We start from the raw sequence: 14,005 nt of genomic DNA, 5'->3' as shown, positions 1-14,005 counted from the left end.
GGGAGGGCGCGCCGCGATGTCCGCGGGCGTCCCCGGCCGGGGCCGGCTTACGGGAACCCCGTCCCCCGCGGGGTCGGCGGCGCCTCGTTCATCAGCGTCACCGTCACCCGGCGGTTGGCCGGCAGGTAGGGGTTGTCGGGAAACAGCGGCTCGGTGTCGGCCTTGCCGGAGACCGACGCGAAGCGGTCGGCGGGCAGGCCGTTGCCCGCCAGGATCTCGCGCACGCTCACGGCGCGGCCGGCGGACAGCTCCCAGGGCGGGGCGGCGGAGCGGCGGCCGGGCCGGTCAGCGGCGGTGTAGCCGGTCACCGCGATGCGGTTGGGCAGCCGGCGCAGGGTCGGCACGATCCGCTCCAGCACCTGACGGGTGCGGTCGTTCGGCCGGGTCGAGCCCTCCGGGAACATCGAGCGGTTGTCCTGGTCGACGAGCGAGATGTCGAGGCCGCGCGCCGTGACCTCGATGACGATGCTCTTCGACAGTTCGGCGATTTCCGGCAGGTCCTGCAATGCCTGGCGCAGGGAGGTCATGGCGAGGCCGAAGCCGTCCTTGTAGCCGTGGTGCGAGATGCCGTCGGCCAGGATCTCGTCGTCCGTCGGCGGCTCGGCCCGGTCGGAGGCCTTCTCGGGCGGGATGTCGCGGACGTCCCGCAGCTTGGTCGCCGAGGGCAGGCCGTTCTTCTCGATGATGCCGTTGAAGCGCGATTCCCGGTTGGTGCCGAAGGCGTCGCGCATCGAGCCCGCCACCGCCTGCAGCTTCTTCTGGTCCTGGGTCGAATAGGCGGCGATCATGACGAAGAAGCTCATCAACAGCGCCATCAGGTCCGCGAAGGTCACGAACCAGCCGTGACCGCCATGGGCCCCGCCCCGCTTCTTTCTGGCCACCGCTCAGGTCTCCTCGAAGGGCGAATGCCCGTGGCTCGAGCCGCCTCGGCGGCCCCGTCCTCGCGGTGCGTCAGGCCGCCTCGGCGGCCATGTCCTCACGATGATTGTGCGGCAGGTAGGCGATCAGCATCTCGCGCACGAGCGACGCGCTCTTGGCGTCGCGGATCAGCAGCACGCCGTCGATGATGAGCGAGCGCGACACGTCCTCCTCCTCGAGCTTGACGTGCAGCTTGTCGGCGATCGGCAGGGTGATCATGTTGGCGATCAGCGCGCCGTAGAGGGTGGCCAGCAGCGCGGTCGCCATGGCGGGGCCGAGCTTCGAGGGGTCCGACATGTTGGCGAACATCGTCACCATGCCGAGAATCGTGCCGATCATGCCCCAGGCCGGCGCGCAGTCGCCGAAGGCGCGGTAGACCTTCGACCCCTCGTCGAGATGCATCAGGAAGTTGTCGCGGTCGCGTTCCATCGTGTCGCGGATGAACTCGCGGTCGTAGCCGTCGGCGATGTAGCGCACGCCCTGCGCCAGGAACGGATCGGAGATCTCGAGGCTCTCGAGCGCCATCGGGCCCTGGCGCTTGACCACGTCGGCGATCTTGGTGATCTCGTCGATCAGGTCGCGCGGCCGGACCGCCCGCATGTTGAAGGCGTAGCGCAGGCCCATCGGCACGCCGTGGACGATGACCGAGAACGGGAAGCGCAGCATGGTGGCGGCGGTGGCGCCGCCGAAGATCACGATCACCGCGTGCTTGTCGAAATAGGCGGCGAAGTTGCCGCCGTCGATCATGATCAGCACGAACACGACCGCGATGCCGCCGACGAGGCCGGCGCCGGTTGCGATATCCATCTGGGGTCGGCCTCTTCATGCGCCGCCGCGCGGCCCCCGCGATCGTGGGGCGCATCGTCGGACGTCGCGTGTGTCCTGGCCGGCAGATTACGCCCGACAGGCTCAACGAAGCGTAAAGGTCCCCCCTCCGCGACCCTGCGCCGTCATGCGCCGTTCAGCGAGAACCCGTTAAGAGAATCCCCATGCGATCGAACGGCCGCCACAACAAGGCCGCGCGCGGGGCAGGCGGCGGGCGAGGGCCAGGGCCGCGGACAGGGTCATCTCACCAGGGTTCACCGTCCATGCGGTTGATCAGGCTCTATGTTCGGGTCATGGGCCAGCTCGGCTCCGATCTGCGCCTCGGCGCGTTGCTGACCGCCGCCAACGTCGCCCTGGCGGTGGCGGCCTTCGCCGAGCCGGTGCTGTTCGGCCGCATCATCGACCGGCTCACCCACATGCCGGCCGGCGGCGCCGGCACGTCGAGCCTGCTCGGCCTCGTCGCCCTCTGGGTCGGCTTCGGCCTGTTCTCGATCGGGGCCGGCGTGCTGATCGCGCTCCACGCCGACCGGCTCACCCATCGCAGCCGCCTTTCGGCGATGGCGAACTACTTCGAGCACGTCCTCGACCTGCCGCTCGCCTTCCACTCGTCCAACCATTCCGGCCGGGTGCTGAAGGCGATGCTGGAGGGGACGAGCGGCATGGCGGCGACCTGGCTCGGCTTCTTCCGCGACCATTGCGCGGCGCTCGTCTCCCTCGTCGTGCTCCTGCCGATGACGCTGTTCCTCAACTGGCAGCTCGGCTCGATCCTGGTCGCCCTGATGCTGGTGTTCACCGGCCTCACCACCTTCGTGCTGCGCCGCACCGAGACGCTGCAGGGCGAGGTCGAGGCCTATCATTCGGGCCTCGCGGCCCATGCCTCGGACGCGCTCGGCAATGTGGCGGTGATCCAGTCCTTCACCCGCGCCAAGGCCGAGAAGGAGGCGATGCACGGCATCATCCGCGACCTCCTCGCCGCCCAGACCCCGGTCCTGTCCTGGTGGGCGCTGGCCTCCGTCGCCACCCGCGCCTCCGCCACGCTGACCATGACGGCGATCTTCGTCACCGGCATCGTGCTGCACGGCCACGGGCTGGCCACCGTCGGCGACGTGGTGTCCTTCATGAGCCTCGCCACCATGCTGGTCGCCCGGCTCGACCAGGTCGTCGCCTTCGTCAACAGCCTCTTCCTGCAGGCGCCCAAGATGCAGGAGTTCTTCGACATCCTCGACACCGTGCCGGCCGTCCACGACCGGCCCGGCGCCAGGTCAGTGGCGCGGCTCGACGGCACCGTGTCGTTCGAGGACGTGCGCTTCTCCTACGACGGCCGCCGCCCGGCGCTGGACGGGGTGTCGTTCTCGGCGCGGGCCGGCGAGACCGTGGCGCTCGTCGGCACCACCGGCTCGGGCAAGTCGACGACGCTCGGCCTGCTCCACCGCGCCTTCGACCCGGATGCCGGCACGATCCGCATCGACGGCGAGGACCTGCGCGACATCGGCCTCTCGTCGCTGCGCCACAACATCGGCGTGGTGTTCCAGGAGCCGATGCTGTTTGCCCGCTCGATCCGCGAGAACCTCCAGGTCGGCCGGCCCGACGCCACCGACGCCGAGATGCTCGACGCGCTCGAGCGCGCCCAGGCCTCCGAGTTCATGGCACGCCAGCCCGACGGTCTCGACACGGTCATCGGCGAGCGCGGCCGCTCGCTGTCCGGCGGCGAGCGCCAGCGGCTCTCGATCGCCCGGGCGCTCCTGAAGAACCCGCCGGTCCTGATCCTCGACGAGGCGACGAGCGCGCTCGACGCCACCACCGAGCGCAAGCTCCAGGGCGCGCTGGAAGCGGTGATGGAGGGGCGCACCACCTTCGTGATCGCCCACCGCCTGGCGACGATCCGCGACGCCGACCGCATCCTGGTCTTCCACGAGGGCCGCATCGTCGAGAGCGGCACCTTCGACGAACTGGTGGCTGAGGGCGGCCGCTTCGCCGCCCTCGCCCGGGCGCAGTTCATGGCGGCCGAGCCCGCGGCGGACTACGCCCTGGCGGCGTGAGGCGGTTGGCGGACGTTTCCTTCCGCCAACCGAATCACCGGCCCGCGCGGTGAAGCCGATCGAAATCCGAACCGTTGCGCAACCTTCCGAGCAGGCGGCGTCCTGAACAGTCTACGGCGATCCCGCCGAGAACCGGTAGGTGATGACGTTCCGGTACGTCGCCCCCGGATCCAGCCGGGCGGTGCCGAAGGCAGGCTGGTTGGGCGTGTCGGGAAACACCTGCGGCTCCAGCGCCAGCGCGTCCGACTGGCGGTAGGACAGGCCCGACTTGCCCACCGCCGTCGCGTCGAGGAAGTTGCCGGCGTAGAACTGCACCCCGGGCTGGTTGCTCGCGACCTCCATCACCCGGCCCGAGGCCGGGTCCTCGACGCGGGCGACGAGGTGGGCATCGGGGGTCGGGGCCGGCGTCACCACGAAGTTGTGGTCGTAGCCGCGCCCGCGCACGATCTGCGGGTCGCGCCCGTCGCGGATGCGCGCGCCGATCGGCGTGGCCTTGCGGAAGTCGAACGGGGTGCCGGCGACCGTCGCGATCTCGCCGGTCGGGATCAGGGTCTCGTCGACCGGGGTGTAGCGCTCGGCCGGGATCGTCAGGACGTGGTCGAGGATCGTCCGCCCCGAGCCCTCGCCCGCGAGGTTGAAGAAGCTGTGGTTGGTCAGGTTGACGATGGTCGGCTTGGTCGTGGTGGCCGTGTACTCGACCGTCAGGGTGCCGCCGGCGTCGAGCGCGTAGGTGACGCTCGCCGTCAGGGCCCCGGGATAGCCCTCCTCGCCGTCGGCGCTGAGGTATTGCAGCGTGACCGACGGGGTGGCGCCCTCCTTGACCGCGGTGATCGTCCAGAGCCGCTTGTCGAAGCCCTCGCGGCCGCCGTGCAGCGCGTTCGGGCCGTCGTTGCGGGCGAGCGTGTAGTCCCGGCCGTCGAGGGTGAAGCGGCCGGCCCGGATGCGGTTGGCGTAGCGCCCGACGCTGACCCCGAAATAGTTCGGCGCCTTGAGGTAGCCCGCCAGGTCCTTGTAGCCGAGGACCACGTCGGCGGCCCGGCCGGCGCGGTCCGGCACCTCGAGGGTGCGCAGGAGGGCGCCCCAGGTCAGGATCCGGGCGGTGAGGCCGCCATTGGCGAGCGTCACCTCCTCGACCGCGCGTCCGTCGGGCAGCGTCCCGAACGGCGACCGCCTGGCGTCGCCGGCCTGGGCCGTCGCGAGGCCGGCCGGCAGGGCGCAGGCGCATGCCAGCGCCGTGATCGATCCACGCATCCGCGTTCCCTCCATGGCTGCCGCCTCTCGGGCTGCCGCCTCTCGCGGGCGGCCGATCCGGCGCCTTTCCCGCGCCGGTCGCCATATACTCATACAAATCGCGGTGCGGTGGCAATGCCCTTGGGAGAGGTGGCGTGCGGCGCCCGGATTATTCCCGCACGGAGGAGTTCTGCCGGAGGGCGCATGACGAGCGCGCGTCCTCCGAGCGACGCCGCTTCCGGGGTCGCGATCGAAAGGGCGTATCAGCCCCCGTCGGCCCGGGCGGCGTCGCGCCAGGCGAGCACCACCCGTTCCAGCTCCGCCACGTCGCCGGGGGGCAGGCCGCCGAGGGTGCGGGTCACGTAGGCGCGCTGCGCCGCGATGCCGGAGCGCGCGAGCGCCAGGCCGGCTTCGGTCAGGTGCAGGGCGTGGGAACGCCGGTCGCCCGGGATCGGCCGGCGCTCGACGAGGCCCGCCTCGACCAGCCGGTCGATCAGCCCCGAGACGTTGCCCTTGGTGACGTAGAGGCGCTCGGCCAGCTCCTGCTGGGTCAGGCCCTCGCGCTCCGACAGGGTCGAGAGCGCGTCGAATTGCGGGATCGAGAGCCCGACCGCCTTCAACTCCGCCGCCACCGCGGCCGAGACGCGCCGGTGCAGGCGGATGAAGCGGAACCAGACCCGCAGCGGGTCGGCCCCGGCGGGGTCGTCGGCAGGGACGGCGGCAGGGACGGCGGCAGGGACGGCGGCAGGGGCGCGGGCGGGAGAGAACGCGGTCATCGGGATAGTTTACATCGGAACCATCTCGGCGCCATCCACCGCCGCCGCCGATCCCCCGGATGCGCGCGGGCGCCGCTCTAGCCGCCTCCGCACCGCTGCCGTAAGCTCCCCCTCCACGACCGCGGGCCCACGAGGCCCCGGCGATCGAGGGCGCGGCCGCGACCGCGCTCCACCACGGGAAGGAAGACACGCCATGCTCGGCCTGATGCAGGACTGGCCCCTGCTGATCCACCGCGTCATCGACTATGCCGCGCTCCAGCACGGCGCCCGCCCGGTGATCTCGCGTTCGGTCGAGGGGCCGATGCACCGGACGACCTACGCCGAGGTGCGGCAGCGGGCCTTGCGTCTCTCGAAGCGCCTCGCGGCCGACGGCATCGGGCTCGGCGACCGGGTCGCGACGCTGGCCTGGAACACCTGGCGCCACCTCGAGGCCTGGTACGGCATCACCGGCGTCGGCGCGATCTACCACACGGTCAACCCGCGGCTGTTCGAGGAGCAGATCGCCTACATCGTCAACCACGCCGAGGATCGGATTCTTCTCCTCGACCTGACTTTCCTGCCCCTCGTCGAGCGTCTGGCCGACAAGCTGCCGACGATCGAGCGCTACGTCGTGCTCACCGACGGCGCCCACATGCCGCCGACATCCCTGCGCAACGCCGTCGCCTACGAGGACTGGCTGGCGGAGGCCGACGACGACTTCGCCTGGGCGACCTTCGACGAGAACACGGCGGCCGGCCTCTGCTACACGTCTGGCACCACCGGCCTGCCGAAGGGGGTGCTCTACTCGCACCGCTCGAACGTGCTGCTCGCCCTGATGGTGAACAACCCGGCCTTCATCGGGCTCTCGCCCAACGACATGGCGATGCCGGTGGTGCCGCTGTTCCACGCCAATGCCTGGGGCTTCAGCTTCGCGGCGCCGATGTCCGGCGCCGGCCTCGTCATGCCCGGCCCGAAGCTCGACGGCGCCTCGGTGCACGAGATCCTGGAGACCACCGGCGTGACCGTGACGGCGGCGGTGCCGACCGTCTGGCTCGGCCTGCTCCAGCACCTCGACGCGACGGGCAAGCGCCTCACCCACCTCAAGCGCGTCGTGATCGGCGGCTCGGCCTGCCCGCGGGCGATGACCGAGCGGTTCGAGCGCGAATACGGCGTCACCGTCGACCACGCCTGGGGCATGACCGAGATGAGCCCGATCGGCTCCTACTGCTCGCTCAAGCCCGAGGTCGCCCATCTCGAGGGTGAGGCCCGCCTCGACCTCAAGATGAAGCAGGGCTACGCCCCCTTCGGCGTCGAGTTCCGGCTCACCGACGACGACAACCGCGACCTGCCCTGGGACGGCACCACCTTCGGGCGCCTCAAGGTGGCGGGCTTCGCGGTGGCCAAGGCCTATTTCCGCTCCGACGAGCCGATCCTCGACGATCGCGGCTTCTTCGACACCGGCGACGTCGCGACCATCGACGAGCACGGCTACATGGCGATCACCGACCGCTCGAAGGACGTGATCAAGTCCGGCGGCGAGTGGATCTCCTCGATCGACCTGGAGAACCTGGCGGTCGGCCATCCCGACGTGGCCGAGGCCGCGGTGATCGGCGTGCAGCACCCGAAATGGGATGAGCGTCCGCTCCTCATCGTGGTGCCCAAGGAGGGCCGCACCCCCGACAAGGCCGACATCCTGGCCTTCATGGCGCCGCGCATCGCCAAGTGGTGGATACCCGACGACGTGGTGGTGGTGCACGCCATCCCCCACACGGCCACCGGCAAGATCCAGAAGACGGCGCTCCGCGACCAGTTCCGGGACTACCGGCTGCCCGGCGCGGCGTGAGAGAACGGGGGGCGCCCCCGGGCGGGGCGCCCCCCATCCCGCGTGAATCCCCGGACGCCTCCCGGCGCGACCATTTCGCGCGTCCGCCGGACCGTGACGGCGGGCCGGCCGCGCCCATCTCGCGAAGGACGAGCGTCCGGCAGCGAGGGGTGCGATGGGGGCCGACCTGACCGTCTACTACGATGGGGCCTGCCCGCTCTGCCGCCGCGAGATCGCGCATTACCGCGGCCGGGCGGGGGCCGAGCGCGTGCGTTTCGTCGATCTCGCCGGCCCGGGCCGTCTCGATCCGGGGTCGATCGACTTGGGGCCCGGCCTCGACCTCGCCGCCGCCCGGGCCCGGTTCCACGTCCGCGAGGCGGACGGGCGCCTGGTCTCGGGAGCCGCGGCCTTCGCGCGGCTGTGGCGGCGTTTCGCGGGCTGGCGCTGGCTCGCCCGCCTCGTCGAGCTGCGTCTCTTCGGCTGGCGGCCCCTGCTGCCCTTCGCCGAGGCGGCCTACCGCCTGTCGCTGATCGTCCGGCCCTGGCTGGCGCGCCGCCTGCGCGACACGCATTGCGACGAGGCCTGCCGGTGAGCGCGCCGGCTCCCGAGGGTGCGCAGGGCTCGGCGGTCGTCGTCGGCGCCTCCGGCGGGGTCGGGGGCGCCCTCGTGGCGGCGCTCGCGGCGGGAGGGTCCCACGGCACGGTCTTCGCCCTGTCACGCACGCCTGCGCCCCGGCTCGACGGGGTGCGCGCCCTGGCGATCGACGTCACGGACGAGGATTCGGTCGCCGCCGCGGCCCGGAATGTGGGCGAGGCCGGCCCGGTCGGGCTCGTCGTCGTCGCGAGCGGCATCCTGCATGGGCCCGGCATCGCGCCCGAGAAGGCGATCCGGGCCCTCGACCCGGCCGCGATGGCGCGGGTCTTCGCCGTCAACACCCTGGGCCCGGCTCTCGTCGCCAAGCACTTCGTGCCGCTGATGCCCCGCAGGGGCCGCAGCGTCTTTGCCGCCCTCTCGGCGCGGGTCGGGTCGATCGGCGACAACCGGCTGGGCGGCTGGTACGCCTACCGGGCCTCCAAGGCGGCGCTCAACCAGGTGCTGCGCACCCTCGCGGTCGAGACCGCGCGCACCCACCCGGATCTGATCGTCGCAGGCCTGCATCCCGGCACCGTGCAGACCGGCCTGTCGCAACCGTTCCGCCCCGAGCCCGGCCCCGGCCTGTTCACCCCGCAGGAGAGCGCCGCCCACCTCCTGCGGGTGATCGCGGGGCTGACCCGGGAGGAATCCGGCCGCGTCCTCGCCTGGGACGGGCAGCCGATCCCGCCGTGAGTTTTCGGTGATTCCCGGGTGATGGGCCGGGGGCAGCCCTGTGCCCCCGCCGCCACGCTCCGCGAAATCCCTGTGCAGCACGTCCCGTTCGCCCTTGAGGCAACGCCTCCTTGAATGCGAGCGCGGCAGGATGGGGCCTGGCCGCGCGCGGGAGCAGGGATGGGTATCGAGGGCTTCGTCGTCGACGGGCTGACGCAGGCGGCGCAGCGGCGCGCCGCCGATCCGCGGGCCTCGGCCTGGGTGTCGGCCAATGCCGGGGCGGGCAAGACCAAGGTGCTCACCGACCGGGTGGTGCGCCTGCTGCTGCACGGCGCGGCTCCGGCCAAGATCCTCTGCCTGACCTTCACCAAGGCGGCCGCCGCCAACATGGCGATCCGGGTGTTCGAGCGCCTCGGGCGCTGGGTCACCCTCGACGAGGCGGCGCTGCGCGAGGAACTGACGGCCCTGGAGGGCGAGGCGCCGGACGGCGCCACCCTGCGGCGCGCCCGGCGCCTGTTCGCCCGCGCCGTCGAGACGCCGGGCGGGCTCAAGATCGAGACCCTGCACGCGCTGTGCGAGCGGCTGCTGCACCTCGTGCCGTTCGAGGCCAACGTGCCGGCCCGCTTCGTGGTGCTGGACGAGGCCCAGACCCGCGAGGCGATCGACCGGACGATCGACAACGTGCTGGCCGACGCGGTCGATACGCGCCACCCGCACCTCGCCGACGCGCTCGCCCTCGTCGCCCCCGAGGCGGCGGGCGAGGCCCTGCGCCGCGCCATGACGGCGGCGGTACAGAATCGCGGCCTGATCGGCCATCCCGGCGGGGTGCCGGCCCGCCTCGCGGCGCTGCGCGACGCCCTCGGGCTCGGCCCCGACGAGACGCTGCCGGCGATCGAGGCCCGGATGCGCGACGGCGGGCCCGACCTCGCCGGGCTGGCGGCGGCGCTCCGCACCGGCAAGGCCAACGACGAGAAGCGCGCCGACGCCCTGGCGCTCGCGGCCTCCGCCACCGGCCCGGCCCGGCTGACGCTGACGCTCGCGGCGTTCTTCAAGGACGAGGGCGAGGGCGACCCCTACGCCGCCTCGTCGCTCGGCACCAAGTCCGTCCCGGCCGAGGCCAAGGAGGCGCTGCTCGCCGAGCAGGCGCGGCTCGCCGGCTTGCGCGACCGCCTCAAGGCCGCCCGGGCCTTCGCCCGCACCGAGGCCCTGTTCACGCTCGCCGGCGAGATCCACCGGCGGATGGAGGCCCAGAAGGCGCGCCTCGGCGCCCTCGACTTCGACGACCTGATCCACAAGACCCTCGACCTGCTGACGCGGGTCGATTCGGCCTGGGTGCTGTACAAGCTCGACCGCGGCGTCGACCACGTCCTGATCGACGAGGCGCAGGACACCAACCCGCAGCAATGGGAGATCCTGCGCCGGATCACCGAGGATTTCTGCGCCGGCGAGGGCGCCCGCGAGGTGGGCCAGGGCCTCGCTCGCACCCGCTTCGCCGTCGGCGACCCCAAGCAGTCGATCTACAGCTTCCAGGGCGCCGCGCCGGAGGAGTTCGAGACCACCCGGCGGGCCTGGCGGCGCGACGCGGAAGCGGCGGGCCTGCCCTTCGCGGATGTCGGCCTCACCCTGTCGTTCCGCTCGGCGATCGGCGTGCTGCGGGCGGTCGACGCGACCTTCGCGCTTCAGGACCATTATCGCGGCCTGTCCTTCGGCGACACCGCGGTCGGCACCGTGCATTCCACCGCCCGGGTGCGGGCGCCCGGCCAGGTCGAGCTGTGGCCGGTCGAACGGCCGAGCGCCGAGGAGGAGCCCGACGCCTGGACCCATCCGGTCGACGCGATCGAGGCCGGGGCGCCGGCGCTCGTGGCCGCCCGGCGCGTCGCGAAGGCGGTGCGGCTCTGGACCACCTCGGGCGACGAAGCCGGCCGGGTCTGGCGCCCCGGCGAGGTCCTGATCCTGGTGCGCAAGCGCTCGGCGGCCTTCGAGGGCGTGATCCGGGCGCTCAAGGCCGAGGGCGTGCCGGTGGCCGGCCAGGACCGCCTCGACATCGCCGCCCACATCGCCGTCCTCGACCTCGTGGCGGCCGGCCGCGCCGCGCTGCTGCCGCAGGACGACCTGACGCTCGCGACCGCCCTCAAGACGCCGCTCGTCGGCCTCACCGACGACGACCTCGTCGGCATCGCGGCCGGTCGCGACCCGGCCGAGGCGCTGGTCGCGGCGCTGCGCCGCCGCGCCGAGGCCGGCGATCCGGCGGCCCTACGCGGCGCCGCCGCGCTCGATCGCTGGGCGGCGCTCGCCCGGGCGCACGGACCGTTCGGGTTCTACGCCGAGCTGCTGGGACCGCTGGGCGGCCGGGCGCTCCTGGTCCAGCGCCTCGGCGGCGAGGCGGGCGACGCGATCGACGTCTTCCTCACGGCCGCCGCCCAGGCCGAGGCCGGGCCCGACGCGCCCTCGCTCACCGGCTTCCTGTCCCGCTACGCCCCGAGCGGCGGGCGCGATGCCGGCGGCCATACGGTCAAGCGCGACCTCGATGCCGCCCGCGACGAGGTGCGGGTGATGACGGTGCACGGGGCCAAGGGCCTGGAGGCGCCGCTGGTGCTGGTGCTCGACGGCTGCGACGCGCTCGGTCGCGACCCGGCCCTGATCCCGATGCGGCTTGCCGACGGCAGCACCGTGCCGGTCTGGTCGAGCGCCAAGGCGTATGACTCTCCGGCGATCGCGGCCGCCCGCGACGCGCTCCACGCCAAGGCCGGCGAGGAGCACAACCGCCTGCTCTACGTCGCGATGACCCGGGCCAAGGACCGGCTGGTGATCGCGCCCTATTCCGGCAACGACAAGGAGACGCCGGCCGAGGCCTGGTGCGAGATGATCCGCCGCGGCCTGGTCGCGGAGTTCGGCGGCGTCGAGATCGCCGAGATGCCCTACGGCCCGGCCGAGAGCTGGCGCGAGGGTGCCGCCCTGCCGGAGGCCCCGGCCGCGCCCGAGGGGATCGCGGAGCCCGAGGCGGTGCCGGACTGGCTGCACCGCGCGGTCGTGCCCGAAGCCGAGCCGCTGCCGCCCCTCCGGCCGTCGGGCCTCGGGGCCGCCGACGAGCCGCGCCGCTCGGATGCCCGCTCCAGCGACCCGGCGGCGCGCCGCCGCGGCGTCCTGGTCCACGCCCTGCTGGAGCATCTGCCGAGCCTCGCCCCCGAGCGCCGGGCGGCGGCCGCCGAAGCCTTCGTCGCCGCCCGCGCGCCCGGCCTCGACGCCGGGCAGCGCGCGGCCACCGCGACGGAGGCCCTGCGTCTCCTCGAAGATCCCGGCCTCGCGGTGCTGTTCGGGCCCGACGCGCGGGCCGAGGTGACGCTCGCCGGCAGCATTCCGGTCGCGGGCGTCGCGCGTCCGGTGCATGGCCGGGTCGACCGGATCGCCGTGACCGGGGAAGCGGTCTGGCTCGTCGACTTCAAGACCGGTCGCCCGCCCCGGGACGGCGCCCCCGCCCCGCGCGGCCAGGCGGCGCAGGTCGCGCTCTACGCGCGCCTCCTGGCGACGATCTATCCCGACCGGCCGGTGATCCCGCTGCTGGTCTGGACCGCCAGGCCGCTCGTCCGCCGCCTCACCGCGGAGGAGTGCGCCGCTGCGCTCCACACGCTGGCGTGAGCGGGGGTGCGCCATCACACGAGCGGACCGGGGATGGCGCAGCCGTTAAGCTTGATCGGCCCCGGCCCGGTTCTTACCTTCACCCTCACGCGGGCCGGTCCGCGGCGTCGGCCGGCTTTCAAGGACGCAGAGAAGGATTTTGGCGATGGCAACCGTGAAGGTGACCGACGCGAGCTTCGAGCAGGACGTGCTGCAATCGGCCGAGCCGGTGGTGGTGGATTTCTGGGCCGAGTGGTGCGGCCCCTGCCGGGCGATCGGCCCGGCGCTGGAGGAGATCTCCAGCGAGATGAACGGCCGGGTGAAGATCGCCAAGGTCAACGTCGACGAGAATCCGGAGATCTCGGCCAAGTACGGCATCCGGTCGATCCCCACCCTGATGATCTTTAAGGACGGCGAGCTCGCCGGCCAGAAGGTGGGTGCGGCCCCGAAGGGCGACCTCTTCCGCTGGATCCAGGCCAGCGCCTGAGCGGAACCAAGCCAGCGCCTGAGCGGAACCAGGCCAGCGTCTGGGGCTCCGGCGATGGAATGACGGACAGCCCGGCCTCGCGGCCGGGCTGTCTTCGTTCGAACGGATTCGTTCGCCGTGTGGGGGCGGTCCGCCTGTCGCGGGCCTTCTCGACGCCGGTCGGGGGTCCGGGAGGGAGCCGAGAGACAATCGGGCCGCCAGAGCGAACGACCGGCGCCTCAACCCCGCCGCAGCAGCTGCAACGGGCTTCCCGGCCCATACGCCACCCAGATCGCCGCGCAGGCCGCCTCGCGGTCGGTCCGGAGCCGGCCGTCGAGGTCGTCGAGGGCGGCCTGGAGGCGGGCGGAGCGGATCTTCTGGAAGAAGTCGGCGTGGTTGAGCTGCGCCTGCGACGAGAAGGTCCGGAAATGCTCGGCATCGATCCGCACGCCGTCGCAGCGGCGGCTGGCGAGATCGGCCTCGATGCCGGTGAGGAGCACCGGATCCTGCGGGGAGGCCGGCTCCCGGTGCGGCTGGGCCGTGAAGCAGAAGGCCGCCCAGGCGGCGGCGACGAGAAGTGGCCGAACGATCATGGCTGCGCTCGTGCAAGGGCACGGGGTTGATCCTGCCCCACGGAATCGCCGGTTCCGACCGGCGTTCCCGAGCCCACCCTCCGTCATGTGCGCGAGCGCACGCGCCCGCGTCAGGCCGGATCGCGCTCGATCCAGGCCGGATCCATCGCCGGCATCGCCTCGTCGAACGGCGCCGGCCCGGGCGCCTCGCCGCGGATCAGGCTCTCGGCCTCGTCGTGGTCGACGTCGCGCATCTGCTCGGCGAGCAGCGCGAGGTAGCTCGCCGCGGCGGCGGTGCCGAACAATTCGGCGAAGCGCGCATGGGCCACCGCCGTCATCGTCTCGACCACCGCCTCGGGCGGGCTGCCGGCCGCGACGGCGTTGTCGAACACCGCCCGCCAGGCGCGCGACAGGCGCTCGCGCAGTTCGAAGGTATCGTCCACGGGGCGGCCTTTCCG

Annotated in this window: 12 protein-coding genes; 6 read left to right on the top strand and 6 right to left on the bottom strand. The window is 72.8% G+C overall.

Annotated elements, in window-relative coordinates; translation table 11 throughout:
• Positions 1–47 precede the first annotated feature (47 nt).
• Both BMX97_RS17960 and BMX97_RS17955 read right to left on the bottom strand, forming a co-directional pair.
• Positions 48–881 (bottom strand): OmpA/MotB family protein, encoded by an 834-nt coding sequence (locus tag BMX97_RS17960; RefSeq protein ID WP_091752707.1) that lies wholly within the window; start codon positions 879–881, stop codon positions 48–50.
• A gap of 70 nt (positions 882–951) precedes the next feature.
• Positions 952–1,725 (bottom strand): motility protein A, encoded by a 774-nt coding sequence (locus BMX97_RS17955; RefSeq protein WP_091752706.1) that lies wholly within the window; start codon positions 1,723–1,725, stop codon positions 952–954.
• A 281-nt stretch (positions 1,726–2,006) separates the two neighbouring features.
• Here BMX97_RS17955 and BMX97_RS17950 point away from each other — a divergent pair, with 281 nt between their 5' ends.
• Positions 2,007–3,782, top strand: a complete 1,776-nt coding sequence (locus BMX97_RS17950; RefSeq protein ID WP_091752705.1) for a glucan ABC transporter ATP-binding protein/ permease — start codon at positions 2,007–2,009, stop codon at positions 3,780–3,782.
• Positions 3,783–3,893: 111 nt separating this feature from the next.
• On the opposite strand, the gene BMX97_RS17945 is transcribed toward BMX97_RS17950, so the two are convergent.
• Positions 3,894–5,033, bottom strand: a complete 1,140-nt coding sequence (locus BMX97_RS17945) for an aldose epimerase family protein (protein WP_091752740.1) — start codon at positions 5,031–5,033, stop codon at positions 3,894–3,896.
• A 242-nt stretch (positions 5,034–5,275) separates the two neighbouring features.
• Complete coding sequence (locus tag BMX97_RS17940; protein ID WP_091752704.1) at positions 5,276–5,788, bottom strand: MarR family winged helix-turn-helix transcriptional regulator; 513 nt, start codon at positions 5,786–5,788, stop codon at positions 5,276–5,278.
• A 193-nt stretch (positions 5,789–5,981) separates the two neighbouring features.
• Here BMX97_RS17940 and BMX97_RS17935 point away from each other — a divergent pair, with 193 nt between their 5' ends.
• The 5 genes from BMX97_RS17935 to trxA all read left to right on the top strand — a co-directional run bounded on the left by BMX97_RS17935 (position 5,982) and on the right by trxA (position 12,996).
• Entirely contained in the window at positions 5,982–7,610 is a 1,629-nt protein-coding gene (locus BMX97_RS17935; RefSeq protein ID WP_091752703.1) for a long-chain-fatty-acid--CoA ligase, read from the top strand.
• 154 nt (positions 7,611–7,764) lie between these two features.
• Positions 7,765–8,181, top strand: coding sequence for a thiol-disulfide oxidoreductase DCC family protein (locus BMX97_RS17930; RefSeq protein ID WP_091752702.1), 417 nt, complete (start codon positions 7,765–7,767; stop codon positions 8,179–8,181).
• Positions 8,178–8,915, top strand: a complete 738-nt coding sequence (locus BMX97_RS17925; protein ID WP_091752701.1) for an SDR family NAD(P)-dependent oxidoreductase — start codon at positions 8,178–8,180, stop codon at positions 8,913–8,915. Before BMX97_RS17930 ends, BMX97_RS17925 begins: the two co-directional genes overlap by 4 nt.
• 159 nt (positions 8,916–9,074) lie before the next feature.
• Positions 9,075–12,530 (top strand): double-strand break repair helicase AddA, encoded by a 3,456-nt coding sequence (addA, locus tag BMX97_RS17920; RefSeq protein WP_091752700.1) that lies wholly within the window; start codon positions 9,075–9,077, stop codon positions 12,528–12,530.
• 145 nt (positions 12,531–12,675) lie between these two features.
• A complete protein-coding gene (gene trxA / locus BMX97_RS17915) occupies positions 12,676–12,996 on the top strand; it encodes a thioredoxin (RefSeq protein WP_091752699.1) in 321 nt (106 codons plus the stop codon).
• 218 nt (positions 12,997–13,214) lie between these two features.
• Here the strand turns inward: trxA and BMX97_RS17910 are convergent, their stop codons facing one another.
• Both BMX97_RS17910 and BMX97_RS17905 read right to left on the bottom strand, forming a co-directional pair.
• On the bottom strand, positions 13,215–13,568 hold the full coding sequence (locus tag BMX97_RS17910) for a hypothetical protein (RefSeq protein ID WP_091752698.1): 354 nt from the start codon (positions 13,566–13,568) through the stop codon (positions 13,215–13,217).
• Between the two features lie 110 nt (positions 13,569–13,678).
• Positions 13,679–13,990, bottom strand: coding sequence for a hypothetical protein (locus BMX97_RS17905; protein ID WP_091752697.1), 312 nt, complete (start codon positions 13,988–13,990; stop codon positions 13,679–13,681).
• Between the last annotated feature and the right edge of the window lie 15 nt (positions 13,991–14,005).

Origin of the sequence: Methylobacterium sp. ap11 (genome assembly GCF_900110515.1) — a bacterium.
GTDB lineage: Bacteria > Pseudomonadota > Alphaproteobacteria > Rhizobiales > Beijerinckiaceae > Methylobacterium > Methylobacterium ajmalii.
Note: the sequence above shows the minus strand (reverse complement) of the source record. Positions and strands in the feature narration are given on the sequence as shown.